General features: G+C 69.0%; 21 protein-coding genes and 1 riboswitch. Of the genes, 11 read left to right on the top strand and 10 right to left on the bottom strand.

The window, feature by feature from the left end:
- Positions 1-37: 37 nt before the first annotated feature.
- Entirely contained in the window at positions 38-1261 is a 1224-nt protein-coding gene (locus QFZ53_RS08205) for an MFS transporter (RefSeq protein ID WP_307295331.1), read from the bottom strand.
- 117 nt (positions 1262-1378) lie between these two features.
- Entirely contained in the window at positions 1379-2377 is a 999-nt protein-coding gene (locus QFZ53_RS08210; RefSeq protein ID WP_307295334.1) for a LacI family DNA-binding transcriptional regulator, read from the bottom strand.
- 148 nt (positions 2378-2525) lie between these two features.
- Between QFZ53_RS08210 and QFZ53_RS08215 the strand changes: the two genes are divergently transcribed.
- From QFZ53_RS08215 to QFZ53_RS08235, 5 genes are read left to right on the top strand one after another with little or no spacing between them, the layout of a single operon-like run.
- Positions 2526-3818: an ABC transporter substrate-binding protein gene (locus QFZ53_RS08215; RefSeq protein WP_292910412.1), complete on the top strand. Its 1293-nt coding sequence runs from the start codon at positions 2526-2528 to the stop codon at positions 3816-3818.
- Positions 3819-3847: 29 nt separating this feature from the next.
- Positions 3848-4843, top strand: a complete 996-nt coding sequence (locus tag QFZ53_RS08220; RefSeq protein WP_307299373.1) for a carbohydrate ABC transporter permease — start codon at positions 3848-3850, stop codon at positions 4841-4843.
- Positions 4840-5727: a carbohydrate ABC transporter permease gene (locus tag QFZ53_RS08225; RefSeq protein WP_292910414.1), complete on the top strand. Its 888-nt coding sequence runs from the start codon at positions 4840-4842 to the stop codon at positions 5725-5727. The genes QFZ53_RS08220 and QFZ53_RS08225 overlap by 4 nt, the downstream gene beginning before the upstream one ends.
- A 3-nt stretch (positions 5728-5730) precedes the next feature.
- Positions 5731-8058 (top strand): beta-xylosidase/alpha-l-arabinosidase, encoded by a 2328-nt coding sequence (locus tag QFZ53_RS08230; protein ID WP_307295337.1) that lies wholly within the window; start codon positions 5731-5733, stop codon positions 8056-8058.
- Positions 8055-9602, top strand: a complete 1548-nt coding sequence (locus QFZ53_RS08235; RefSeq protein WP_307295338.1) for a glycoside hydrolase family 43 protein — start codon at positions 8055-8057, stop codon at positions 9600-9602. The genes QFZ53_RS08230 and QFZ53_RS08235 overlap by 4 nt, the downstream gene beginning before the upstream one ends.
- Before the next feature lie 7 nt (positions 9603-9609).
- On the opposite strand, the gene thiE is transcribed toward QFZ53_RS08235, so the two are convergent.
- Positions 9610-10293: a thiamine phosphate synthase gene (thiE, locus tag QFZ53_RS08240; protein ID WP_292910420.1), complete on the bottom strand. Its 684-nt coding sequence runs from the start codon at positions 10291-10293 to the stop codon at positions 9610-9612.
- A gap of 11 nt (positions 10294-10304) precedes the next feature.
- Positions 10305-10405, top strand: a riboswitch (TPP riboswitch).
- Between thiE and thiO the strand changes: the two genes are divergently transcribed.
- From thiO to QFZ53_RS08260, 4 genes are all read left to right on the top strand, one after another.
- Positions 10397-11584 (top strand): glycine oxidase ThiO, encoded by a 1188-nt coding sequence (gene thiO / locus QFZ53_RS08245; protein WP_307295341.1) that lies wholly within the window; start codon positions 10397-10399, stop codon positions 11582-11584. It overlaps the preceding riboswitch by 9 nt.
- Positions 11584-11832, top strand: coding sequence for a sulfur carrier protein ThiS (thiS, locus tag QFZ53_RS08250; protein ID WP_307295343.1), 249 nt, complete (start codon positions 11584-11586; stop codon positions 11830-11832). The genes thiO and thiS overlap by 1 nt, the downstream gene beginning before the upstream one ends.
- A gap of 28 nt (positions 11833-11860) precedes the next feature.
- Positions 11861-12676, top strand: coding sequence for a thiazole synthase (locus QFZ53_RS08255; protein WP_307295345.1), 816 nt, complete (start codon positions 11861-11863; stop codon positions 12674-12676).
- Positions 12673-13866, top strand: coding sequence for a ThiF family adenylyltransferase (locus QFZ53_RS08260; RefSeq protein WP_307295347.1), 1194 nt, complete (start codon positions 12673-12675; stop codon positions 13864-13866). Before QFZ53_RS08255 ends, QFZ53_RS08260 begins: the two co-directional genes overlap by 4 nt.
- On the opposite strand, the gene QFZ53_RS08265 is transcribed toward QFZ53_RS08260, so the two are convergent.
- Positions 13840-15090: an MFS transporter gene (locus QFZ53_RS08265; protein ID WP_307295349.1), complete on the bottom strand. Its 1251-nt coding sequence runs from the start codon at positions 15088-15090 to the stop codon at positions 13840-13842. The genes QFZ53_RS08260 and QFZ53_RS08265 overlap by 27 nt on opposite strands.
- Before the next feature lie 133 nt (positions 15091-15223).
- Here QFZ53_RS08265 and QFZ53_RS08270 point away from each other — a divergent pair, with 133 nt between their 5' ends.
- Positions 15224-16102 carry a winged helix-turn-helix transcriptional regulator gene (locus QFZ53_RS08270; RefSeq protein ID WP_307295351.1) on the top strand — a complete coding sequence of 293 codons (879 nt, stop codon included), beginning with the start codon at positions 15224-15226 and terminating at the stop codon, positions 16100-16102.
- Between the two features lie 67 nt (positions 16103-16169).
- Here the strand turns inward: QFZ53_RS08270 and QFZ53_RS08275 are convergent, their stop codons facing one another.
- From QFZ53_RS08275 to QFZ53_RS08300, 6 genes are all read right to left on the bottom strand, one after another.
- Entirely contained in the window at positions 16170-16973 is an 804-nt protein-coding gene (locus QFZ53_RS08275; RefSeq protein WP_307295353.1) for an HpcH/HpaI aldolase family protein, read from the bottom strand.
- The gene (locus QFZ53_RS08280; protein WP_307295355.1) at positions 16958-17743 is read right to left on the bottom strand and encodes a fumarylacetoacetate hydrolase family protein; all 786 of its coding nucleotides are present in this window, start codon (positions 17741-17743) and stop codon (positions 16958-16960) included. The genes QFZ53_RS08275 and QFZ53_RS08280 overlap by 16 nt, the downstream gene beginning before the upstream one ends.
- 142 nt (positions 17744-17885) lie before the next feature.
- Positions 17886-19022, bottom strand: coding sequence for a 3,4-dihydroxyphenylacetate 2,3-dioxygenase (gene hpaD / locus QFZ53_RS08285; protein WP_307295357.1), 1137 nt, complete (start codon positions 19020-19022; stop codon positions 17886-17888).
- Between the two features lie 133 nt (positions 19023-19155).
- Complete coding sequence (gene hpaE, locus QFZ53_RS08290; RefSeq protein ID WP_292910435.1) at positions 19156-20652, bottom strand: 5-carboxymethyl-2-hydroxymuconate semialdehyde dehydrogenase; 1497 nt, start codon at positions 20650-20652, stop codon at positions 19156-19158.
- Positions 20649-21335 (bottom strand): GntR family transcriptional regulator, encoded by a 687-nt coding sequence (locus QFZ53_RS08295; RefSeq protein ID WP_307295361.1) that lies wholly within the window; start codon positions 21333-21335, stop codon positions 20649-20651. The genes hpaE and QFZ53_RS08295 overlap by 4 nt, the downstream gene beginning before the upstream one ends.
- Positions 21332-22813 carry a fumarylacetoacetate hydrolase family protein gene (locus tag QFZ53_RS08300; RefSeq protein ID WP_307295363.1) on the bottom strand — a complete coding sequence of 494 codons (1482 nt, stop codon included), beginning with the start codon at positions 22811-22813 and terminating at the stop codon, positions 21332-21334. Before QFZ53_RS08300 ends, QFZ53_RS08295 begins: the two co-directional genes overlap by 4 nt.
- A gap of 142 nt (positions 22814-22955) precedes the next feature.
- Here QFZ53_RS08300 and QFZ53_RS08305 point away from each other — a divergent pair, with 142 nt between their 5' ends.
- On the top strand, positions 22956-24335 hold the full coding sequence (locus tag QFZ53_RS08305) for an MFS transporter (RefSeq protein ID WP_307295365.1): 1380 nt from the start codon (positions 22956-22958) through the stop codon (positions 24333-24335).
- Positions 24336-24404 lie beyond the last annotated feature (69 nt).

Below are 24404 nucleotides of genomic sequence, written 5' to 3' on the forward strand. Positions count from 1 at the left end.
CAGTCTTATCGGGGATGCTATGAATCCGCCACTTCCGTCAGCTCGTGAGCGCCCCCTCGATGCGGCCCATCCGCCACACGCTCGGCACCAGCATCGTGCCCAGCGCGATCGCCGCGTAGACGATCGCAGAGCCGATGAGCAGCGACGACACGTCGACGTGCCCGATCAGCCAGCCGAAGGCGAGAGTGCCCAAGGGCATCGCGACGAAGCTCGCCAGCATGTCGTAGCTCGCGACACGCGACAGCTTGTCACCGGGGATCTGCTCCATCTCGGTCACGTTCCAGCCTGTGTTGAACACCTCGACGCCTGCGCCCGCGACGAAAGCGGCGATCGCCACGATGAGAGCCTGCGGATAGAGCCCCATCACCGCCAGCGGGATCGCGAGGGCGCTGACGGCCAGCATGCCCCACCGCAGGGGTCTGCGCAGCGGAAGCCACATCATCACCAGGGTCATCAGGAGGATGCCGGCGCCTTCCGCGCTGAGCACCCATCCCCAGCCCGTGATACCCAGGCGCGGGTCGTTCTTCGCGATGAACGGACCGGCGACTCCCCATGCGCCGATGTGGAACGCGTTCATCACCATGAACGCCAGGCAGATGCTCCACATCCAGGTGCGCGACCAGAACTCGTGCCACCCGGTGCGCAGATCGCGGAAGAAGCTCGACCTCGACGGGTCGGGCGCGGGCAGCTTCACCAGCGCCAGGAGCACGATCGCGACGATCCAAGCCCCGGCCTGGATCACCATGACCCAGGCCGGCCCTGCTGACGCGACGAGGGCGCCGGCGATGATCGGGCCGCCGATCGTCGTCGCCGAGCGCACGAACGAGAGCATCGCGTTCGCCTGTTGCAGATGCTCCGGCGTCGTGAGCTGCGGGATGATGCCCTGCATGGCAGGCATCACGAAGGCGGATGCCGCGCCGTTCACCGCCGACAGCGCAGCGAGCAGCGGGATGGTCGCGGTGCCGCTGAACAGGAGAGCCGCCGTGGTGCCGATCGAGAGGATGTCGATCACGTAGCAGCTCTGGATCACGAGTGCGCGCGGCAGTCGGTCGGCGACCACGCCGCCGAAGATCAGGAACACGACGTTCGACAACGTGAACACCGTCAGCACGATCGCGAGGGACTCCGGGGCGTTGTCGATCCCCAGCACGGCGAAGGCCAGGGCGATCGACGACATCGAACCGGCGATCATCGTGATCGCCCGCGAGAGGAAGAACCAGCGGAAGCCGGTGTCGCGCATCGCCGCCAGGCCGCGAGTCATCGGCTGGCTCCGCGTCTGTGCATCCGTTCATCCTGCCACGCCCGCGCGCTCGGTCGAATCGTGCAGACCCGCCGTCGGGACGTGGATCGGCCCGTCACCCGATTCGAAAGCAGGGAATCAGGACGCCGGGGCCGCGGTCGAGGAGCGGACGACGAGCTCGGCGGGCATCCGCACGTGCTCGGCGTCGCCGCCGTCGAGCATCGAGAGAAGCACGCGGACGGCGGAGGCGCCCATCTCGATGAGCGGCTGACGCACAGTGGTGAGCTGAGGGATGCTCGAGGCGGCTTGCGGCACATCGTCGAACCCCACGACCGACAGATCGCCGGGCGTCGTGAGACCGCGTTCGGCGGCGACGCGGATCATCTCGATCGCGCTGAGATCGTTCGCGGCGAACACCGCGGTGGGGGGATCGGACAGCTCGAGCAGAGCGTTCGCGCCGGCTGTCGCGGAGGCCGCGCGGTAGCCGCCGTCGGCGATGAGCGCAGGGTCGACGGGCAGCCCCGCATCCTCGAGGGCCCGTCGGTAGCCCGCCTCGCGCTGATGCGCCGACTCGAGGTCGGTGCGTCCTCGCAGATGGCCGATGCGGCGGTGGCCCAGCGAGATCAGGTGCTCTGTGGCCGCTCGGGCGCCGTCGACGTTCTGCACGGCCACGGTCGCAGGCCCGTCGGGTCCCGTGTGCGGGTCGACGGCGACGATGGGCACGGGGGAATGCGCAGGCGTCGTGGTCGGTGTCACGAGGATCGCGCCGTCTATCAGAGTGCCGCCCAGTCGTGACAGGGAGCGGCGTTCCCAGCCGACGTGCTCTCCGGCCGAGACGGTGCCGGCATAGGCGAGCACGTCGTAGGGCGTGTCCTGCAGCGCGGTCGAGACGCCCTGCAGCAGCTGCAGCGCGAAAGGCTCGAACTCGGCGACGAGCACGCCGATCACGTGTGTGCGGCCCCGTCGCATGGAAGTGGCGACCAGCGAGCTCTCGTAGCCGAGCTCCGCGACGACCTTGAGCACATGGGCATGGGTCGATGCCGAGACGCCGTCGCGGTCGTTGATCGCCTTCGACACGGTGGCGACGGAGACCCCGGCTGCACGGGCGACGTCGGTGATCGTCGGTCTGCGGTTCATGGGATCCAGTCTACGTTTGGAAAACGTTATCGATATCGTTTGACACGCTCGGGTGGGGAGTGTCAGAGTGGGCGGAGCACATTTGGTGTGGGCGGCAACAAATCAAGGCGGATGCCGCGCGAGAACTCGACGAAGAGGAGAACACAGCATGAAGATGCGCAGAGCATGGGCGACCGGCGTGAGCGTCGTCGCACTGGGGTCGCTCGGCCTGACCGGGTGCACCGCCGGCGGATCCGACGCCGCAGATGACGGCACCGTGACGTTGACGGTCTGGCAGAACTCCACGACGGGTGACGGCAAGCAGTTCTGGGAGGATGCGGCCGCGGCATTCCACGAGGAGAACCCGGACGTGACCGTGAAGGTCACCTCGATCCAGAACGAGGACATGGACGGCAAGCTGCAGACCGCCGTCAACTCCGGCGACATGCCGGACGTCTTCATGGCGCGCGGCGGAGGCAAGCTCGCCGACATCGTGAGCGCAGGCAAGGTCAAGGACCTCACCGACCTCATCGACGACGACGTGAAGACCGCGTTCGGCGACGCGCCGTTCAGCGCGTTCACGATCGACGGCAAGATCTATGGCATGCCGAGCGCCGTCCTTCCGGGCGGGATCTTCTACAGCAAGGACCTGTTCGCCCAGGCCGGCATCACGGAGGAGCCGAAGACGCTCGACGACCTCGAAGCCGCGGTCGACAAGCTCAAGGCCGCCGGCGTCGCTCCCATCGCGCTCGGCGCGAAGGACGCCTGGCCTGCAGCACACTGGTTCTACTTCTTCGCGGTGCGCGCCTGCAGCCAGGACATCGTGCAGAGCCTCTCGACCGACCCCGACTTCTCGGACCCGTGCTGGCTGGACGCGGCCGAGAACCTCGCCGACTTCGCGGCGGTCGAGCCGTTCAACGACGGCTTCCTCACCACGACGGCGCAGCAGGGCGCGAACTCCTCCGCGGGCCTCCTCGCCAACCACCAGGCGGCCATGGAGCTCATGGGCGCGTGGGACGTGGGCGTGATCGCCAGCCTGACCCCCGACGAGAAGCCGCTGCCCGATCTCGGCTGGTTCCCGTTCCCAGAGGTCGACGGCGGTGACGGCGACGCAGGGGCGATGATGGGCGGCGTCGACGGCTACTCGTGCGCGGTCGATTCGCCGAAGGAGTGCGAGGAGTTCCTCAACTTCATCTCGTCGAAGACGTGGCAGGAGAACTACGCCACCGCATTCCAGACGATCCCGGCCAGCCAGGATGCGAAGGGCGCCGTGACCGACCCGTCGCTGACCCCGCTGATGGAGGCGTACAGCTCCGCCCCGTACGTGTCGCTGTGGCTCGACACCGCCCTCGGGCAGAACGTCGGCAACGCGCTCAACGCGGGTGTCGTCGAGATGCTCGCAGGGCAGGGCGACCCGCAGAAGCTCGTCGACGGCATCGCCAACGCGGCAGCGCGAGGCTGATCCGCGACATGATCGACACACAGACGCAGATGGAATCCTCCGCGTCTGAGAAGAGCACCCGTACCGGAGCCGACCGCACGTCGGCTCCGGTACGGAGACCGCCGCGGGCCGACTGGCGCAAGCGCGGCGAGATCGCGCTCCTCTCAGGCCCCGCACTTCTCGTGTTCCTCGGCTTCGTCATCTTCCCGGTGATGATGGCCGCGTTCTACGGCTTCTTCAAGTGGAACGGCTTCGGCTGGCCCACCGAGTTCGTCGGACTCGACAACTACGTACTGATGCTGCAGGATCAGACCTTCCGCGACGCGGTGGCGCACAACTTCGCGATCGTCGTGCTGTCCCTGGTCATGCAGGGGCCGATCGCCATCCTGTTCGCGCTCCTGCTGAATCAGAAGATCCGCGGACGCTCGCTGATCCGCGTGCTGATCTTCACCCCGTACGTGATCGCCGAGGTGGTCGTCGGCACCGGGTGGAGCCTGATGCTCCAGGATGCCGGCGCGCTGAACTCCCTGCTCGAGAAGTGGGGCCTCGGCGCCCTGCAGAACTCGTGGATCGCCGATCCGTCGATCGCGATCTGGTCGCTCATGATCATCATCACCTGGAAGTACATCGGCTTCGCCGTGATCCTCATGCTCGCGGGCATGCAGTCGATTCCGGAGGAGCTCTACGAGGCGGCCGCGATCGACGGCGCCGGGTTCTGGAAGACCCAGTGGAGCATCACGATGCCGCTGCTCGGACCCACGATCCGGATCTGGGCGTTCCTGTCGGTCATCGGCTCGCTGCAACTGTTCGACCTCGTCAACATCATCTGGGGTCAGTACATCGCGGCCACCGCCGGAACGTCGACCATGGCCACCTACATGTATCAGAACGGGCACCTGGCGGGGAACTACGGCTACGGAAACGCCGTCGCCGTCATGCTCTTCCTCATCTCGCTCGTCGTGGCGCTGGTGTACCAGCGGTTCGTGCTGCGTCGAGACACCGAAGGCGCCCTCACGGGCGACAGCGGAAAGGCGCGCAGGCGATGACCGACACCCTCAAGACCTCGGTCGCGATCCCGGTCGCGACGATCCGCGGGCGGCGCAACGCCGCCGGCATCCGCTGGGGGAGCCCCGGCGTCTACCTGCTCGCTCTCGTCCTCATCACGATCTGCATCACGCCCGTGCTGTACATCGTGGTCGGAGGCTTCCGCACCAACTCGCAGATCACCGCCGACCCCTCGGCATGGCCGTCGCCGTGGGTGATCGCGAACTACACCGACGTGCTCGGCAGCGAGGCGTTCTGGAACGCGATGCGCAACTCGGTGATCTCCGGCGTCGGCACGACGCTCGGCGCGGTCGTGCTCGGGGTGATGGCGAGCTATGTCATCGCCCGCTACGAGTTCAGCGGCAAGGCGGTGATGTACTCGCTGTTCGCGGCCGGACTGATGTTCCCTGTGACCGTCGCCATCACGCCGCTGTACCTGCTGATCCGCAATCTCGGACTCGTGAACAATCTGGCCGGCATCATCCTGCCCCAGATCGCGTTCGCGCTGCCGACCACGATCATCATCCTCGTGCCGTTCCTGAAGGCGATCCCGAAGGAGCTCGAAGAGGCGGCCTCGATCGACGGCGCATCGCGCCTCGGGTTCTTCTGGCGCATGGTGATCCCGCTGAGCCTGCCAGGTGTGATCACGGTCGGAATCCTCGCGTTCATCGGCGCGTGGAACGGCTACATGCTGCCGTTGTTCATCCTGAACGACCAGAGCCTGCTCACGCTGCCGCTGGGCGTGCAGAACTTCGCATCGCAGTACTCGGTCGACACGGCGCGCGTGCTCGCATACACCTCGCTGTCGATGCTGCCCGCGCTGGTCTTCTTCAGCCTGTTCGAGCGACGCATCGTCGGCGGACTGACCGGAGCCGTCAAGGGCTGACCCATGCAGACATACACGGAGAAGACAGTGATCCCCGCTTTCCCCCAGGCATCGGCTCGGGTACAGGCGCTCCTGGCGCAGATGACGATCGAGGAGAAGGCCGCGCAGCTCGTCGGCTACTGGCTCGACCAAGGCGGCGAGGTCGTCGCTCCCATGCAGAGCGAGATGAGCGGATCCGCCCCCTCGGGCGCGCTGGCCGACATCACCAGGCATGGCATCGGCCACTTCACGCGGGTGTACGGCACAAGGCCGGTGGACCCTGCCGAGCGCGCGGCATGGCTGTGGTCAGAGCAACGACGCCTGCAGACCGAGACGCGTCTGGGCATCCCCGCCCTCGTGCACGAGGAGTGCCTCACGGGTCTCGCGGCGTGGAAGGCCGCGACCTTCCCGACACCGCTCGCGTGGGGCGCCTCCTTCGACTCGGGCCTGGTGGAGGAGATGGCGCTCTCGATCGGCGACTCGATGCGCGAGCTCGGCATCCACCAAGGGCTCGCCCCGGTTCTCGACGTGATCCGCGATCCCCGTTGGGGCCGCGTCGACGAGTGCATCGCAGAAGATCCCTACGTGGTCGGCGTGCTCGGCACGGCCTATGTGAAGGGCCTCCAAGCGGCCGGCGTGCACGCGACCCTCAAGCACTTCGTCGGTTACGCCGGTTCGCGTGCGGGGCGCAACCACGCCCCGGTCTCGGCCGGACCCCGCGAAGTCGCCGATGTCTTCCTGCCGCCCTTCGAGATGGCGGTCATCGACGGGGGAGTGCGCTCCGTCATGAACTCTTACGCGGAGATCGACGGCGTGCCGCTCGGCTCGAGCGCCGAGTACCTCACCGAGCTGCTGCGGGAGCGCTGGGGCTTCGACGGCGTCGTGGTCGCCGACTACTTCGCCGTCGCCTTCCTCGAGATCATGCACCGCATCGCCTCCGACCGGGGTGAGGCGGCTCAGGCGGCGCTCACGGCGGGCATCGACGTCGAACTTCCCACCGGGGACGCCTATCTCGAGCCGCTGATCGAGCGGGTCGGAGCAGGACTCTTCGACGAGGCCTTCATCGATCGCGCGGTTCTGCGCGTGCTCACGCAGAAAGAGGACCTCGGACTCCTCGAGGCGGGTGCCTTCGCGCAGGGCCCTCCCGCCGAGATCGACCTCGACTCGCCTCGTCATCGCGATATCGCGCGACGGCTCGCAGAGGAATCGGTCGTGCTGCTGTCGAACGACGGCGTGCTGCCGCTCACGGGAACCTCATCGACCGTCGCCGTGATCGGACCGAATGCCGATCGCGCCGAGGCGCTGATGGGCTGCTACTCGTTCGCGAACCATGTTCTCGCACATCATCCGGAGTACCCGATCGGCTTCGAGATCCCAACCGTCGCCGACGCCCTCACCGCGGAGATGCCGGACGCGCGAGTGATCGGCGCCCGCGGCTGCGACGTCGAGGGTGACGACCGGTCGGGTTTCGCGGAGGCCGTGGATGCTGCCCGCGCCGCCGATGTCGCGATCGTCGTCGTGGGCGATCAGGCCGGACTGTTCGGTCGTGGCACGGTGGGTGAGGGCAACGACTCCGAGTCGCTCGAGCTGCCGGGCGTGCAGCGCGAACTGGTCGAGACGCTCATCGCCACCGGCACCCCGGTCGTCGTGGTCGCCCTCACCGGCCGCCCTTATGCGATCGGATGGGCGCTCGACGGCGAGCATCGTGCCGCTGCCGTGCTGCAGGCGTTCTTCCCCGGCGAGGAAGGGGGGTCCGCGCTCGCCGGAGTCATCACGGGCCGGGTGAATCCTTCGGGCCGGCTCCCGGTCTCGCTGCCGCGCTCCGCCGGCGCCCAGCCGTACTCCTACCTGCATCCGCGCCTTGGTGGGCCCTCGGACGTCACCGCGACCGATCCCACACCCGTGCGCCCGTTCGGTTTCGGCCTGTCTTACACGACGTTCGTCCACGACCTGCTCGCGGTCGATGAAGAGGTCTCTGCGGGCGATGCCTTCCGCGCGGTCGTGCGCGTGACCAACACCGGCTCCGTGCCGGCTGATCACGTGCTCCAGCTGTACGGGCACGACGTCGTGGCATCCGTCACCCGCCCTGACGCGCAGCTGCTCGCGTTCCACCGTCTCACGCTCGACGCGGGCGAATCCGCCGACGTCGCGTTCAGCGTGCCGACACAGCGTTTCGCGTTCAGCGACCGATCGATGGTGCGCATCGTCGAGCCCGGCGATGTGCAGGTGTGGGTCGGTGCGGATGCCGCGACGGATGTCACTCGCCGCGCGGCCGTGCGGATCACGGGGGCCGCCCATGCGCTGACGCCCGTGGACCCGCGGTCGGTGAGCTCCGAGGTCATCCCGGGATGACCCTGGTCCGCAACCCGATCCTGCCGGGCTGCCATCCCGATCCCTCGATCTGCCGGGTGGACGGCGAGTACTTCGTGGTCACCTCGTCGTTCGAGTACCTGCCAGGGCTCCCCATCCATCGGAGCACCGACCTCGCCCGCTGGGAGTTGATCGGTCACGCCGTCGACAGGCCGGGGATGCTCGACATGGCGGGCATGGCGTCGTCGAGCGGGCTCTACGCGCCCACGCTGCGCCACCATGACGGCCTCTTCTGGGTGATCTGCACGCTCGTCGACCAGAACGATCCGGCACGCGGTGGGAACTTCGTGATCACGGCGACCGACCCCGCAGGTCCCTGGAGCGAGCCGACGTGGCTGGGCGCCGACGGCATCGACCCCTCGCTCTTCTTCGACGACGACGGGAGGGCGTGGGTGCAGGGGACAAGGCTCGCCCGAAGTCCGCAGTGGCACGATCAGACCGAGATCTGGCTGCGCGAGTTCGATCCCGAGGCCAGGGCGCTCACCGGTCCCGAGCATGTGATCTGGCGGGGCGCGCTGATCGGGGCCGTCTGGGCCGAGGGGCCGCACCTGTACAAGGTCGACGGGCGTTATCACCTCGTCGCGGCGGAGGGCGGCACGGAGATGCATCATGCGGTCTCGGTGGCGCGGGCGGATGCCGTGACCGGACCTTACGTCGGGAACCCGGCGAATCCGGTGCTCAGCCACCGCCAGCTCGGTCGCACGGCGGACGTCGTCGCGGTCGGCCACGCCGATCTCGTGCAGGCTGCTGACGACAGCTGGTGGGCCGTGCTTCTCGGCATGCGGCCGTATGGCGGGCTCCATGCGAATCTCGGGCGCGAGACGTTCCTGGTTCCGGTCGAGTGGGAAGACGGCTGGCCGGTCTTCGCGCCGGGAGAGGGGCGCGTACCGGACCAGGTCGAGGTGCCTTTCGCGGGCGAGGGGCGTCAGGAGCGCTCTGCGACGATCGCCCCGGACGACGGACGCTGGACCTCGGTGCGCGCGCTGCCGGGTGAGGTCGCCGATGCGGTGGACGGCGAGTGGCTGCTGCCGATCCGTCCGGAGGGGCCGACGGACCCGCAGCCGTTCGCGTTCCTCGGCGTCAGGCAGCAGCATCCGGATCTCGACTTCACTCTGAGGCTGTCCGGACGGCTGGCCCCCGGCGAGGAGACCGGCTTGCTGATCCGGCAATCCGAGCGCGATCACGTGCGCCTGGCTGTACTCGGCGGGGGAGAAGCGGATGCTGCACGGATCACGGCGACCCTAGTGCGTGCAGGCGAGTCGGCCGAGCAGGGGACGATCACGCTGACGGGTCCTCTGGCCGAGGGCGTCGAGCTGACGTGCCGGGCACGAGGACAGGACTACGAACTGCTCGCAGGCGTCGAAGGATCACAGCCGTTGCGCGTCGCGACGGTCGACGGCACGAGCCTCGACTCCTTCTCGTCCGGAGGATTCCTCGGTCTGTGGCTCGGCGCGTACGCCACGAGCGTCGCAGCGGAGACCGACAGCGTCATCCGTGTCGCGCGCGTCGAGTACCACCCGCGCTGAGCGGGCGTCAGCGCAGCCGCGCGCGCAGCGATGCGGCCGCCCCGGCGGGATCGAGTGCCTCGGTCACCGCCCGCACGACGACGATGCGTGACGAACCGGCCTCGACGACCTCGTCGAGGCGAGGACCTTCGTCGATGCCGCCGATAGCGAACCAGGGCCGGCTCGTCCCGGATGCGGCGACCGCGCGCAGGGGACCCGTGCCGATCGCCGCGCGTCCGGGCTTCGTCGGCGTCTCCCACACCGGGCCGACGCAGAAGTAGTCGAGGGCGGTGTCGGCGTCCGCCTCCGCGGCCTGTGCGATCGAATGCGTCGACCGCCCGATGATCACGTCGTCGCCGAGCAGCCGCCGTGCCTGCGCGGTGGTCAGATCGCCCTGACCGATGTGGAACACGTCGGCGCCGACGAGAGCGGCGACGTCGGCGCGGTCGTTCACCGAGAACAGCTTTCCGTGTCTGCGCGCGACGGCGGCGAGGATCTCGAGCGCCTCGATCTCGGCGCGGGCTTCGAGGTCCTTGTCACGCAGCTGGATGATGTCGACCCCGCCCGCGTAGGCCGCATCGAGGAACTCCTCGAGGTCGCCGGTCGCCGTGCGAGCGGTCGTGCAGACGTACAGCCGTGCTGCGTCGAGCAGGGCGAGGCGCTCCTCGCGGGTCGGGCGGGGTGCGTCGACGAGGGGGAGAAGCGCGGTCATAGCCCTAGAGTAGAGGGGTCCGCGGGAGCCCACAGGGGCTGAGAGGGCCACGTGCCGACCGCTGAACCTGAAACGGATAATGCCGTCGTAGGAAAGGGCACGCATGCGCATCGCTGTGATCGGCGCCGGGATCATCGGTCTGGCGACCGCCGAGGAACTGGTCGTGCGGGGCCACGAGGTGACGGTCTTCGACCCTGAACCTGCCCGCGGCGCGAGCCTCGCCGCCGCCGGGATGCTCGCTCATGCCGCCGAGATGGCATGGGGGCAGGACGCGCTGACTCCGCTCATGCAGGCATCGGCCGAGAAGTACCCGTCTTTCGTCGAGCGTCTGTCGGCGACGAGCGGGCGATCGCTCGGGCACCGCACGGACGGGACGCTCTCGGTCGGCGTGGATGGCGCGGACCGTGAGGCGCTCGGCGCCGCGGCCGAGCTTCAGCGCACGCAGGGGCACCGGGCTGAACGGCTGACGGGCACGGCCGCTCGCGACCTCGAACCGGCGCTCGGCCCCGCCGTCACCTCTGCCGTGTTCACTCCGGACGACCATCAGATCGATCCGCGGCAGCTCGCAGCGGCGCTCCTCGACCTCCTCGGCGACCGCGTCCGCAGAGAGGCCGTGACCGCGGTGACCCGGACGCTCGAGGGAGCCAGCGGTCTGCTGTCGGCATCCGGCGAGCATCACCGCGCGGACGTCGTCATCGTGGCCGCCGGCCTCGGGGCGGCCCTGATCGGCGGCATCCCCGCGCTCCCGCTCCGGCCCGTGTGGGGCGACGTCCTCCGCCTGCGCGTCCCGCCGGCGCTGCGTCCGCTGATCACGCGCACCGTCCGTGCGCAGGTGCGGAGGCGTGCTGTGTACCTCGTCCCGCGGGACGACGGCACGATCGTGCTCGGAGCCTCCGTGCGGGAGGGCGGCGTCGAGGGAGTGCACGCGGGGTCCGTGCTCGCCCTGCTTCGCGACGCCGACACGGTCGTCCCCGGCGTGAGCGAGTGCGAGATCGTCGAGATGCTCGCACGTCCTCGCCCGGGGAGCCCCGATGCCGTGCCGCTTCTCGGCGTCGTCGAGGAAGGCGTGCTCGTCGCCACGGGGTTCGACCGGCACGGAGTGCTGCTCGCTCCTCTGGCGGCGGCGGTCGCATCGGATCTGGCCGAGGGGCGCCCGATCGACGAGAACCTCCGGTCCGCCATGAACCCGTGGCGCTTCACGGCCGCCACGGCGGGCGGACCGCGAGAGGCCGCCGCCTGGACACCTCCCGCTGTCGTCGACCTCGTCGGCGCCCGACCGAAAGGCTCATGATGACGACTCTGCAGACCGTTCGCCTGAACGGCGCCGACCGCGAGGTGGCCGCGGGCTCCACACTGCGCGATCTCGTCTCGGACCTCACCGGACACGTGCTGCGAGACGACGGCTCTCGCGTCGACGGCGGCCGACTGGGTGTCGCCGCAGCTCTCGGCGGTGCCGTGGTCCCGCGCAGCCGGTGGGCCGTCTGCACGGTCGCCGACGGCGACGAGGTCGAGATCGTCACGGCCGTCCAAGGCGGCTGAGCCGCCCGCACACGAATCGGAGCACATCATGAGCCTCACCGCACAGGCCGCCGTCGTCGACCCGTTCATCGTCGCAGGGGAGCAGTTCTCCTCGCGACTGATCATGGGAACCGGCGGTGCCACGAGCCTCTCGCTGCTGGAGAACGCGCTGGTCGAGTCGGCGACGGAGATCACCACGGTCGCCATCCGCCGCTTCGCCCCGGAGGCGCGGGACTCGGTGTTCGCGATGCTCGATCGGCTCGGCATCCGTGCCCTGCCGAACACCGCCGGCTGCTACACGGCCCGAGACGCGGTTCTCACCGCGCAGCTGGCGCGGGAGGCCCTCGAGACCGACTGGGTCAAGCTCGAGGTGATCGCGGACGAGGAGACGTTGCTGCCCGATCCGGTCGAGCTCTTCCGGGCCTCCGAAGAGCTGGTGGCCTCCGGCTTCCGCGTGTTCGCCTACACGAACGACGATCCCGCCCTCGCCCGGCGCCTGGAGGACGTGGGCGTGACCGCCGTCATGCCGGCCGGTTCGCCGATCGGCAGCGGTCTCGGCATCCTCAATCCGCACAACATCGAGACGATCGTCTCCCGCGCTGCGGTGCCGGTGATCCTCGACGCAGGCGTGGGCACCGCCTCGGATGCTGCCTTGGCGATGGAGCTCGGAGTGGACGCCGTGCTGCTCGCGAGCGCCGTCACACGGGCGCAGGATCCGGCGAGAATGGCCCGAGCGATGCGTGCCGCGGTCGACGCCGGCCGTCTCGCTCGTGCGGCGGGACGCATCCCGCGGCGTCCGCTGGCACTCGCCTCGTCGGCGGCCGACGGACTGATCTCCGCGCGGCCGTCCGAGGCCGACCTGTGAGCCTGCCCGCGCTCGTCGACCCCGGCCCGCCTCTGGCACCGCACCGGGCGGCACGGTTCGCGCGCCACCTCACACTCCCCGGTGTGGGGGATCACGGTCAGCGGCGCCTCGCAGCGGCTCGGGTGCTCGTTATCGGCGCCGGCGGCCTGGGCGCCCCCGCCATCCAATACCTCGCGGCGGCGGGCGTGGGTCGGCTCACCGTGATCGACGACGACCGTGTCGAGCTCTCGAACCTGCAGCGACAGGTGCTGCACACCGAAGGCGATCTCGGTCGCCCGAAGGCGCAATCGGCACGCTCGGCAGTCGCGCTGCGCGACCCAGAAGTCGTCGTCACGGCCATGGCCGCGCGGCTGGATCCGAGCAACGCCCTCGCGCTCTTCCGAGAGCACGATCTCGTGCTCGACGGCAGCGACAACTTCGCCACTCGCTATCTCAGCAACGACGCCGCCGAGCTCACCGGCACGCCGGTCGTGTGGGGCAGCATCCATCAGTTCGCCGGCCAGGTCAGCGTGTTCTGGCCTGGTCGCGGACCGATGCTTCGAGACCTCTTCCCCGACATCCCTGACGCCGATTCGATCGAGTCGTGCGCGACCGGCGGCGTGTTCGGCGTGCTGTGCGGTGCGGTCGGCTCCGCCATGGCGGCGGAGGCGCTCAAGCTGCTCTGCGGAATCGGAGAGCCGCTCATCGGGCGGCTCGCCCGCTACGACGCGCTCTCAGCTCGGTGGGACGAACTGCGCTTCCACGCCGACCCGGACCGCCCACCGGTGCTCGATCTGGAGGAGGTCGCGGTCGCGTGCCGGGCGCAGTGGCCGCACGGCAGAGCCGACGACATCTCCGCCGGAGAGGTCGCAGCGCGGCTCGAGCGCGGGTCTGCCGGGCTCGTGGTGGTGGATGTGCGCAGCACCGCCGAGCGTGAGGCCTCCCGCATCGACGGATCCTTTCACGTGCCTCTCGAGCGGATCCTCGCCCGTGGGTGGGCGGCGGTCGCCGAGGTGCTGGCGGAACGAGCCGTCGACGGACGCGACATCGTCATCGCCTGCCAGGCCGGCATCCGCTCGGCGCGTGCGATCGACGCGCTCACCGCGTCCGCACCGGCAGGGCTGCCGGTGCGCAACCTGGCGGGCGGGATGAACGCCTACCTCGCGCTGGCGCCAGCCCGCTGGTCAACCCGCCGCGATCTCCACCGATGAATCGAAGTCCTCTAGATCGCGCAACCGACGCACGACGCTGAACCTGATGACGACGGGACCGATCAGCAGCACGAACGCCGAGGCGAGCAGCACGGCGCGACTTCCCACGTGTGCGGCGAGGATCCCGGCAGCGAGCGATCCGAGCGGGATCATGCTCCACGACGCGAACCGCACGGTGGCCATGACGCGGGAGAGCAGTTCGGGAGGGCTGGCCACCTGCCGGTAGGTGCGTGTCACGACGCTTCCCGGTACCACCGACGCTGCGAAGACCATCGTGCCGACGGCGAAGCACATCCACCCCGTCGCCCCCTCGCCAGCAGGGATGAGCAGTGCTCCGACGAAGCCGACGAGGCCGCCGAACAGCAGTATTCTCGCGGAGCCGAACCGACGCACCAACCACGGAGTGGCCGCCGCCGCGAGCAGCGAGCCGACGCCATCGGCCGCGAGCAGCACACCGACCATGGCTGGTGGGGCGTCGAGGTCGCGAACCAGGTAGAGGGCGAACAGTCCAGCCTGAACGCCGCACACCAGGTTGACGACGCAGGCCCACCACATACCGGGTGCCATCACGGGGTGCCGCACCACGAACCGCCAGCCCTCTGCGATCATCTGCCCCATCCCCGGACGAGCATCGGCGTCACCGAGAGCAGGCTCGCGACGTTCGGGGAGTCGTCGAAGCAGCACGGCCGACACGACGTACGACACAGCGTCGACCAGCAACGCGGGGACAGCGCCCACGGCCTGCACCAGCAGGCCGGCGACGGACGGTCCGCCGAGCTGAGTGGCGGCCTGGGTTCCGGACACCAGGCTGTTGCGATTCGTCAGCTCGTGCTTCGGCACGACGGACGGCAGGAAGGTGGTGTTGGCGGTGAAGAAGAACACCTCCGCGACGTTGACCACGAGCGCAGCCACTACGAGGTGGACGAGTTTCAGCTCTCCAAGCCACCAGATGAGCGGGACGGCGAGCATCGCTGCGGCCCGCACCAGGTCGGCGGCCACCTGAGTGGCGCGCAGTGGCAACCTGTGCACGATCGCTCCGGCGGGCAGACCGAGCAGCGCCCAGGCGAGGTATGACGATGCGGCCAGCAGCCCGGTCTCGATAGGACCCACGTCCAGCACGGTCACGGCCGCCAGCGGCAGCGCGACCGTCGTGACGGCGGTGCCGACGCCGCTCGTGGTGCTCGCAGCCCAGTATGTCCAGAACGGGTGTGCGCTCGTGGCCACCGGCCACCTCCTCCGCTGGTGTGACGACGCCGCGAATAGTCGGAGAGGCGTCGTCGTGATGTAAGTTCCAGAATGGAACTTACATCACGAGCCGGGGTGGACGCACCCCTGGGCTCTGCGAGAGGATGACCTCATGCGTCGTGAGGACCTTGCTGACAGCGACTGCGGCATCGCGCAGTCGCTCGGCGTCATCGGCGACTGGCAGAGTCTGCTGATCGTGCGCGAGGCCGCCGCCGGCGTCACGCGATTCGAGGGGTTCGCCCGCGAACTCGGGCTCTCCCGTCGTGCCCTCGCAGAGCGGTTGAGTCAGCTCGTCGAGCACGACGTGCTGGTGAAGGTGCCGTACTCCGAGCACCCGCCCCGTCACGACTACCGGCTCACAGCGGCCGGAGAGGGCCTGCTGCCGGTGCTGCTCGCGCTTCAGGAATGGGGCACGCGGTTCGTCCAGGGCGACGGCGAGGTCAGTGGCGCCCTCGGCGGCGGTGACCTCGCCCGCGCCCGTGCGCTGGAGGGCGGCCGGGTGCCCGACATCTCTCTCTCGGCGCACGACGGTTCCACGGTGCAGCTCGTCGACCCCGATCGGTGGACCGTGCTCTTCTTCTTCCCCGGCGCGTACGCACCAGGCACACACGGATACCCGCCGCGCTGGGGAGAAGTGCCCGGCACGGCCGGATGCACCCTCGAGTGCGTCACCTACGGTCGCCGCCATGCCGCCCTAGATGCGGCCGGGGCCCGTGTGCTCGGAGTGAGCACTCAGCACCTCGAGCAGCAGGCGGCCTTCGCCGCCCATGCCGAGCTGCCCTACCTGCTCGCCTCGGACCAGGACGGGCTCGCGGCATCCGCTCTGCGGCTGCCCGTGTTCCGCGCAGGCGGCGCCGACCGGCTCAAGCGCGTCACGCTGTTGGTGGACCCTCTGGGCGTGGTGCGGCACGTGCAGGCTCCTGTGACCGATCCGGCGCAGTCCGTCGACGACATGCTCGAGGTCGTGCGGTGCCTGGCGGCCGGCGCCTGAGAGCACGGGCCGGCCATACGGCTCGGCGCGGACGACGGAGGTCTCGCGGGCACGAACCGTCGTGGGCTCAGTAGCTGGCGCGGTGCGAGTCGTCGGACGCCGGGACGAAGCGTGCGGCGAGAGCCTCGGTCGCCCGTGCGAGCAGCGCGACGTCCGCCCCGACCGCGACGAAGTCCGCCCCCGCAGCGATGTACGCGTCGGCGGCGACCGGATCGAAGGCGTTCACGCCGACCGGTTTGCCGGCGCCCTTGACCGCGCGGAACACGCTCTCGACGGCTGCGACGACCTCGGGGTGGGTCTGCTGGCCCAGCAGCCCCATCGACGCCGACAGGTCTGACGGGCCGACGAACACGGCGTCGACGCCGTCGACCGAGGCGATCTCGGCGGCGGCATCGACGCCCGCCGCGGTCTCGATCTGCACGGTCAGCGAGGTGTGCAGCGCCGACTCCTGCAGGTAGCGCTCGACCCGATTCCAGCGGGCGCTGCGGGCGAGGGCGCTGCCGACACCGCGCACGCCTTCCGGCGGATAGCGGGTGGCGGCGACCGCCGCGCGGGCCTCGTCGGCCGAGGACACCATCGGCACGATGAGATTCTGCGCACCGAGATCGAGCACCTGCTTGATCGCGACGGCGTCGTTGGACGGCACCCGCACGAGCGGGGCCACCGGGTATGCGGCCGCGACCTGCAGCTGCAGCAGCGTGCTCTCCAGGGTGTTCGCCGAGTGCTCCATGTCGATGAGCAACCAGTCGACGCCGGATCCTGCCGCCACCTCGGTCACGAGCGGGCTGCCCGAGCAGGCCCACACCCCGATCAGCGAGCGGTCGGATGCCGCGATCTGCTCGCGGAAAGAGGAATCTAGACGAAGCGGCATGCGATCGTTCCCATCGGTCCGTAGTCGCACAGCACCTCGTCGCCGCGCGTCACCCACATCGGGCGCGTGAACGATCCTGCCAGGATGATCTCCCCTGCCTCGAGACGCGCGCCGTGCTGATGGAACTTGTTCGCGAGCCACGCGACGCCGGTGGCCGGATGATTGAGGACCCCGGCGGCGACTCCGGTCTCTTCGATCTCGCCGTTCTTGAAGAGCAGACCGGGCACCCAGCGCAGATCGATCTCGTCAGGACGCTTGTGCACGGTGCCCAGCACCATCGCGCCGTAGGCCGCGTTGTCGCTGATCGTGTCGACGATCGTGCGGCCCTCGAGCTCGATGTGCGAGTTCAGCACCTCGAGAGCGGGCACGGCGTAGTCGATCGCCGCGAGCGCGTCGTCGAGAGTGCAGTCGGGGCCCTCGAGCGGACGCTCGAGCACGAACGCCAGCTCGACTTCGATGCGCACGTTCGAGAAGTGGTCGACGGGGATCTCGGCGCCTGATTCGTACACGGTGTCGTCGAACATCACACCGTAGTCGGGCTCGGTGATCCCAGTGGCCTGCTGCATCGCCTTCGACGTCAGCCCGATCTTGCGTCCGACGAGCCGGCGTCCCGCGTCGATCTGAGAATCCCGCCATACACCCTGGATCGCGTACGAGTCCTCGACCGTGGCCTCGGGGTACCGGGCGGTGATGCGCGGGATCACACCGTGCGTGCGGTCGGCCTCGGCGAGCTCCGCCGCGATCTGCGCGATCGTGTCTGCTGACAGCATCCGTTCCTCCTTCGTCCTTTTTCGGTCGTTGAGCGAGGGAGCGGAGCGACCGAGACGAAACGCTTCATGGTTCGCGTGACCCGAGGTCGTGCCGGTCCTCACCGCGTTTCGTCTCGCTCCGCTCGCTCAACGACCAGTGGTCCTACAGCTGGTTGCCGAGCTTTCCCTCACGCTCGTCCGCGCGGGTGTAGCTGAACCCGTCGGCGCCGATCGTGACGGCCATCTCGGAGGAGTCGGTGCGCGCGACGACCGGCTGAGGGTTGCCGTCGAGGTCGAGCACGAGCGATGCATCCGTGTACCAGCTCGGGACGACCGGGTTGCCCCACCAGTCGCGGCGCTGGTTGTCGTGCACGTCCCACGTGATGACCGGGTTGTCCGGGTCGCCCGTGTAGTAGTCCTGCGTGTAGACCTCGACGCGGTGACCGTCGGGGTCTCGCAGGTACAGGTAGAAGGCGTTGCTCACGCCGTGGCGACCGGGGCCCCGCTCGATGGCGTCGGAACGGCGGAGGGCCCCGAGCTTGTCGCAGATCGCGAGGATGTTGTGCTTCTCATGCGTGGCGAAGCACACGTGGTGCATGCGCGGCCCGTCGCCGCCCGTCATGGCGGTGTCGTGCACGGTGGGCTTGCGACGCATCCACGCGGCGTAGACGGTGCCCTCCTCGTCCTGGATGTCCTCCGTGACGCGGAATCCGAGGTCCTGCATGAACTTCACCGCGCGGGGGACGTCGGGGGTGACCTGGTTGAAATGGTCGAGGCGCACGAGCTCGCCGGGGATGTGCAGGTCGTAGCGCCACGACATCCGCTCGACGTGATCGGTCGCGTGGAAGAACTCGTAGGGGAAGCCGAGCGGGTCGACCACGCGCACGGAGTCGCCGATGCCCTTGACGAACCCGTCGGGGTTGCGGCGGACGTCGCAGCCGAGCTCCGTGTAGAACTCGACGGCGCGGTCGAGGTCCTCGGCCGAGCGGACCCGGTACGAGAACGCCGCGACGGCCGCGACAGGTCCCTTGCGCAGCACGAGGTTGTGGTGGATGAACTCCTCGGTGGATCGCAGGTAGATCGCCTCGTCGTCCTCCTCCGTCACGTAGAGACCGAGCACGTCGACGTAGAACACGCGAGACGCGGCGAGGTCGGTGACCACGAGCTCCATGTACGCGCAGCGCAGCACGTCCGGAGGCGTGCTCGTCGGGGTCGGCGTCGGGTTGTCGGGATGGATGGGCGCCTCCTGGCTCACGTAGAAGCCTGAGGAGGTCAGCGTCATGTCATCGCGGTTGGTCATGTCAGCGTCCTTGCGTGGATGTCGGATGCCGGTCGTTGAGCGAGGGAGCTTGCGACCGAGACGAAACGCAGTTTCCTGCAGGATCGACGCGTTTCGTCTCGCTTCGCTCGCTCAACGAACGGGGGAAGATGGATCAGTTCTTGCCGAACGTCGGGTTGTGGGCTCCGCCGAGCGTGATGTGCACGCTCTGCTGGTCGGTGTAGAAATCGATCGAGCGGTAGCCGCCCTCGTGGCCGAGACCCGATGCCTTCACACCGCCGAACGGGGTACGCAGGTCGCGCACGTTGTTCGAGTTCAGCCACACCATGCCGGCCTCGACCGACTGCGCGAAGTTGTGCGCACGGGTGAGATCGTTCGTCCAGATGTAGGCGGCGAGTCCGTACTTGGTGTTGTTCGCGAGCGCCAGAGCCTCCTCGTCGGAGTCGAACGGAGTGATCGCGACGACCGGTCCGAAGATCTCCTCCTGGAAGATGCGCGCGTCGGGGGAGACGTCGGCGAAGACCGTCGGGGCGACGAAGTTGCCCTCGTCGAAACCTTCAGGGCGCCCGCCGCCGGCGACGAGGCGACCCTCGCTCTTGCCGATCTCGACGTAGCTCATCACCTTGTCGTAGTGCTCGGGGTGCACGAGCGCTCCCACCTCGGTCGCCGGATCGTGGGGGTAGCCGACCTTGACGCGCTTCGCCTGTGCGGCGTATCGCTCGACGAACTCGTCGTAGATCGAGCGCTCGACGATGATGCGCGAACCGGCGGTGCAGCGTTCGCCGTTGAGCGAGAAGACGCCGAAGATCGTGGCGTCCACCGCGGCCTCGATGTCGGCGTCGGCGAAGACGACGGCGGGCGACTTGCCGCCGAGCTCCATCGAGAGGCCCTTGAGGAAGGGCGCGGCGTTGCCGAAGATGATCTGCCCGGTGCGGCTCTCACCGGTGAACGAGATCAGCGGAACGTCGGGATGCTTCACGAGCGCGTCGCCGGCGTCCTCGCCGAGTCCGTTCACGAGGTTGAAGACGCCCTTCGGGAGACCGGCCTCTTCGAAGATGCCAGCCCACAGGGATGCCGACAGCGGGGTGAACTCGGCGGGCTTCAGCACGACCGTGTTGCCGGTCGCGAGTGCGGGGCCGAGCTTCCACGATTCGAGCATGAACGGGGTGTTCCACGGCGTGATGAGGCCGGCGACCCCGATCGGTTTGCGGTTGACGTAGTTCATCTGCTTGCCGGGTACCTTGAAGGCGTCATCGGACTGGGCCACGATCAGGTCCGCGAAGAAGCGGAAGTTCTCGGCGGCGCGGCGGGCCTGGCCGAGCGCCTGGGTGATCGGAAGGCCGGAGTCGTAGGATTCGAGCTCGGCGAGGCGGGCGTCGCGCGACTCGACGATGTCGGCGATCCGGTGCAGCACGCGGCTGCGTTCGCGCGGCAGCATCCGCGGCCAGGGTCCCTCGTCGAACGCTCGCTTCGCTGCGGCGACGGCCGCCTCGATGTCGGCCTTCTTGCCGGCGGCCGCGGTCGTGTAGGTCTGATTCGTCACCGGGTCGAGCACGTCGAAGGTGTCGCCGTCGATCGAGTCGACGAAAGCGCCGTCGATGTAGTGCTGGATGTGGTCGGGCAGGTCTGCGGGGATGCGGGAATCGGTCATGAGCCTTCTCCAGGAGTGTGGGCGATGCGGGTGTGCAGCGCGTCGAGGAAAGCGTCCCTCGTGCGCCAGCGATGGTTGCGGGCGGCGAGCTCGATCTCGAGGGGGTCTGCGCCCTCGCGGATGAGCTCGAGGATGTGGGTGTGCTCGTCGACCGAATGCCGGGCGCGCCCCGGCACATAGGCGAAGGTCGAGTCGCGGATGCCGGAGAGCCGCGCCCAACCGCGGTGGACGAGGTCGAGCAGGTGCGGGTTCGGGCATGGCTCGAACAGCACGGTGTGGAACTGGCGGTTCAGCTCGGTGAAGGCATGGGCGTCGAGATGATCGAGCATCCGCGTCATCCGTTCGTTCACCTCCGCTGCCTGAGCGAGCGCCGTCGCGTTGAGGAAAGGAGCGGACAGCGCGGTCGCCGCGCCCTCGACGAGTCCGAGCGTCTGCATCGTGTGGGCGTATTCGCTCTCATCGACCAGGGTCACGCGCGCGCCGACGTTGCGTTCGAAGGTGACCAGGCCCTCGGCCTCGAGACGCCGGATCGCCTCGCGGACCGGTACGACGCTCATGTTCAGTTCGTCGGCGATCGAGCCGAGGACGAGGCGGTAGCCGGGCCCGAAGGCGTGCGCCGAGATGCGTGAGCGGATCCAGGCGTAGGCCTGCTCCGACTTGCTGGCGTTCGCGACGGCCGTCACTTCTGGGTCCCTGAGCTCGTCGAAGGGCCCGTCGCCGCGTCGTACTTCGCTCGCCACTCGGCGTTCATCGGGAACAGGCCGTCGACCGGATGGCCCGCGGCCACCTGCTCGGCGATCCAGGCATCCTCGATCTCCTGTGCGAGGGCGTCTTCGACCACCGCCTCGGCGAGGGCGGGAGGGATGACGATCACACCGTCGCCGTCGCCCACGATGATGTCGCCGGGCTGCACGGTGGCGCCGCCGCACGAGATCGTGACGTCGACGTCCCAGGGCACGTGTCTGCGCCCGAGCACCGAGGGATGGGCGCCCTGCGAGAACACCGGCAGGCCGATCTCCGCGACGGCGTCGAAGTCGCGGACGCCGCCGTCGGTGACGACTCCGGCAGCGCCCCGAGCCTTCGCGCGCAGGGCGAGGATGTCGCCGAGGGTGCCGGTGCTGTCGTCGCCGCGAGCCTCGATCACGATGATCTCGCCCTCGTTCACCGCATCGAAGGCGCGCTTCTGCGCGTTGTAACCGCCGCCGTGACGTGCGAACAGGTCTTCGCGGAAAGGCACGAAGCGCAGCGTCTTGGCTGTGCCGACGATCTTCGTGCCCGGGATGTTCGCCGAGACGCCGTCGATGAAGCAGGAGTGGTGACCGCGCTTGCGCAGCTGGGCGGAGAGCCCGGCGGTGGGCGCCTCGAGCAGCTTGGCGCGCAGCTCGGGGGAGAGCGCGGGCTCATCATCGACCGGCGGGAGCCCCGCGGCCTCGCGTGAGCCCCACGCCTCGGTGCGCTGCAGGTCGTCGACGGCCGGGAGCGAACCGATCCGGTCGTCGAAGGGCACCTCGCCCTGTGTCACCGTCGTGACGAGCGCTCCCGAGGACGGGGTGCCCGGCGCCGTGGGAGCGTCTACCTCGATCTCGACCACGTCGCCGGGCACGATCACCGATGAGCCGGCGGGGGTGCCGGTGAGGATCACGTCGCCGGGTTCGAGCGTGAAGTGCTGAGAGAGGTCTGCGACGAGCTGCGCGAGCGGGAAGATGAGGCCCGCGGTCATGTCGTCCTGGCGGAGCTCTCCGTTGACCCAGGCTCGCACTCGCAGAGCCGCCGGATCGACCGTGCTCGCGTCGATGTACTCGGGACCGAGCGGCGTGTAGCCGTCTCCGCCCTTGGAGCGGACGTTCGACCCCTTGTCGTTCGCGCGAAGGTCGTAGAGGCCGAGGTCGTTCGACGCGGTGACCCAGCCGACATGCGACCAGGCGTCGTCCAGGGCGACACGACGGGCGGTGGTGCCGATCACGAGGGCGATCTCGCCCTCGAAGGCCAGCAGTTCGGTGCCCGCAGGGCGTTCGACGACGCCGCCGGAGGTGCCGAGCGAACTCGTCGGCTTGAAGAAGTACGAGGGGAATGCGGGGCGCCGGCCGCGCTGGTCGGCGCGGGAGGCGTAGCTCAGATGGATCGCAATGATCTTGCCGGGGCGGGGGATGGATGCCGTCACGGATGCGCCTCCTCGCGCTCGTCGTCGATGCCTTGTGCGTCGTATTCGAAATCATATATCATCGCTTCATCCCTCGGCAAGCACCTCGTTTCCCCTTCGGAAGTGCGCCGTGACAACGCAGTCACCAGCAAAGGAGACACCCATGACAGGGCAGTCATACGGCGGGTTCACCCCCACCGGCACCATCGCGACAGCGGCCGATCGCCGCCGCGTCGTCTTCGCTACCGTCGTCGGCACCACGGTCGAGTGGTACGACTTCTTCATCTACGCCACGGCCGTCGGCCTGGTCTTCGGACAGCTGTTCTTCGAACCGCTCGGCGCGAACAGCGGGCTGATCGCCTTCGCGACGGTCGGCGTGAGCTTCCTGTTCCGTCCGCTCGGCGCGTTCCTCGCCGGTCATTTCGGCGACAAGCTCGGGCGCAAGACCGTGCTCATGTGGACCCTGATCCTGATGGGAGCGGCGACCGCCCTGATCGGCGTCCTTCCGACGTATCAGGCGATCGGCATCACGGCCCCTGTTCTGCTGGTGCTGCTGCGCATACTGCAGGGCATCTCCGCAGGAGGGGAGTGGGGCGGAGCCGTGCTGATGGCGGTCGAGCACGCGCCCAAGACCCGGCGAGGAGTGTTCGGCGCATCGCCGCAGATCGGTGTGCCGCTCGGCCTGCTGCTGGCGTCGGGCGTGATGGCGCTGATGACGATCGTCGCCCCGGGCGACCAGTTCATGGCCTGGGGGTGGCGCGTACCGTTCCTGCTCAGCGTCGTGCTGATCCTGGTCGGCTACTACGTGCGCCGCAAGGTCGAGGAGAGCCCGGTGTTCCAGGAGCTGGCGGAGCGCAAGGAGAAGGCGAGGATGCCGATCGTGCAGCTCTTCGCCAAGCACTCGCTTCTCGTGATCATCGCCGCGCTGGTGTTCGCAGGCAACAACGCCGTGGGCTACATGACCACGGGCGGATACATCCAGGGGTACGCGACGAACCCGGAGGGGCCGATCGGTCTCGAGCGGGGACCCGTGCTCTGGGCGGTCGCCGGATCGGCCGTGACGTGGCTGATCTCGACGCTCTTCGCAGGGTGGATCTCCGATCGGATCGGACGCCGCACGACCTACATCATCGGCTGGGTCCTTCAGCTGATCGGCGTGTTCGCGCTCTTCCCGCTCGTGAACACGGGCCAGATCGGTGCGCTGTTCGCGGGACTCGCCATCCTGACGATCGGCCTCGGCTTCACGTACGGCCCGCAGGCGGCGCTGTACTCGGAGCTGTTCCCGGCGAGCATCCGCTTCTCGGGCGTCTCGATCTCCTACGCGATCGGTGCGATCGCCGGCGGCGCGTTCGCGCCCACGATCGCGACGGCGATCGTGCAGGCGACCGGCTCGACGCAGGCGGTCACGTGGTACCTGGCCGGCATGACGCTCATCGGACTCGTGGCGACGCTGCTCCTGCGCGATCGCTCGGGAATTCCGCTGGGGCCCGACCACGAGGCCGAGCAGTCGGTGAGCCCGATCTACGGAGTCGCGAAGGCCTGATTCGATCGCGGTCGGCCCGGACGCGCACGGCGTGCGTGTCCGGGCCGGCGCTTTCGCGGAACGTGCGTT

The organism is Microbacterium natoriense, from assembly GCF_030816295.1.
Classification (GTDB): domain Bacteria; phylum Actinomycetota; class Actinomycetes; order Actinomycetales; family Microbacteriaceae; genus Microbacterium; species Microbacterium natoriense_A.

Bases quoted from the DNA above. Each gene is read 5' to 3' on its own strand.
- QFZ53_RS08205 (WP_307295331.1), bottom strand. From the start codon at position 1,261: ATGACTCGCGGCCTGGCGGCGATGCGCGACACCGGCTTCCGCTGGTTC.
- QFZ53_RS08210 (WP_307295334.1), bottom strand. From the start codon at position 2,377: ATGAACCGCAGACCGACGATCACCGACGTCGCCCGTGCAGCCGGGGTC.
- QFZ53_RS08215 (WP_292910412.1), top strand. From the start codon at position 2,526: ATGAAGATGCGCAGAGCATGGGCGACCGGCGTGAGCGTCGTCGCACTG.
- QFZ53_RS08220 (WP_307299373.1), top strand. From the start codon at position 3,848: ATGGAATCCTCCGCGTCTGAGAAGAGCACCCGTACCGGAGCCGACCGC.
- QFZ53_RS08225 (WP_292910414.1), top strand. From the start codon at position 4,840: ATGACCGACACCCTCAAGACCTCGGTCGCGATCCCGGTCGCGACGATC.
- QFZ53_RS08230 (WP_307295337.1), top strand. From the start codon at position 5,731: ATGCAGACATACACGGAGAAGACAGTGATCCCCGCTTTCCCCCAGGCA.
- QFZ53_RS08235 (WP_307295338.1), top strand. From the start codon at position 8,055: ATGACCCTGGTCCGCAACCCGATCCTGCCGGGCTGCCATCCCGATCCC.
- thiE (WP_292910420.1), bottom strand. From the start codon at position 10,293: ATGACCGCGCTTCTCCCCCTCGTCGACGCACCCCGCCCGACCCGCGAG.
- thiO (WP_307295341.1), top strand. From the start codon at position 10,397: ATGCGCATCGCTGTGATCGGCGCCGGGATCATCGGTCTGGCGACCGCC.
- thiS (WP_307295343.1), top strand. From the start codon at position 11,584: ATGACGACTCTGCAGACCGTTCGCCTGAACGGCGCCGACCGCGAGGTG.
- QFZ53_RS08255 (WP_307295345.1), top strand. From the start codon at position 11,861: ATGAGCCTCACCGCACAGGCCGCCGTCGTCGACCCGTTCATCGTCGCA.
- QFZ53_RS08270 (WP_307295351.1), top strand. From the start codon at position 15,224: ATGCGTCGTGAGGACCTTGCTGACAGCGACTGCGGCATCGCGCAGTCG.
- QFZ53_RS08275 (WP_307295353.1), bottom strand. From the start codon at position 16,973: ATGCCGCTTCGTCTAGATTCCTCTTTCCGCGAGCAGATCGCGGCATCC.
- QFZ53_RS08280 (WP_307295355.1), bottom strand. From the start codon at position 17,743: ATGCTGTCAGCAGACACGATCGCGCAGATCGCGGCGGAGCTCGCCGAG.
- hpaD (WP_307295357.1), bottom strand. From the start codon at position 19,022: ATGACCAACCGCGATGACATGACGCTGACCTCCTCAGGCTTCTACGTG.
- hpaE (WP_292910435.1), bottom strand. From the start codon at position 20,652: ATGACCGATTCCCGCATCCCCGCAGACCTGCCCGACCACATCCAGCAC.
- QFZ53_RS08305 (WP_307295365.1), top strand. From the start codon at position 22,956: ATGACAGGGCAGTCATACGGCGGGTTCACCCCCACCGGCACCATCGCG.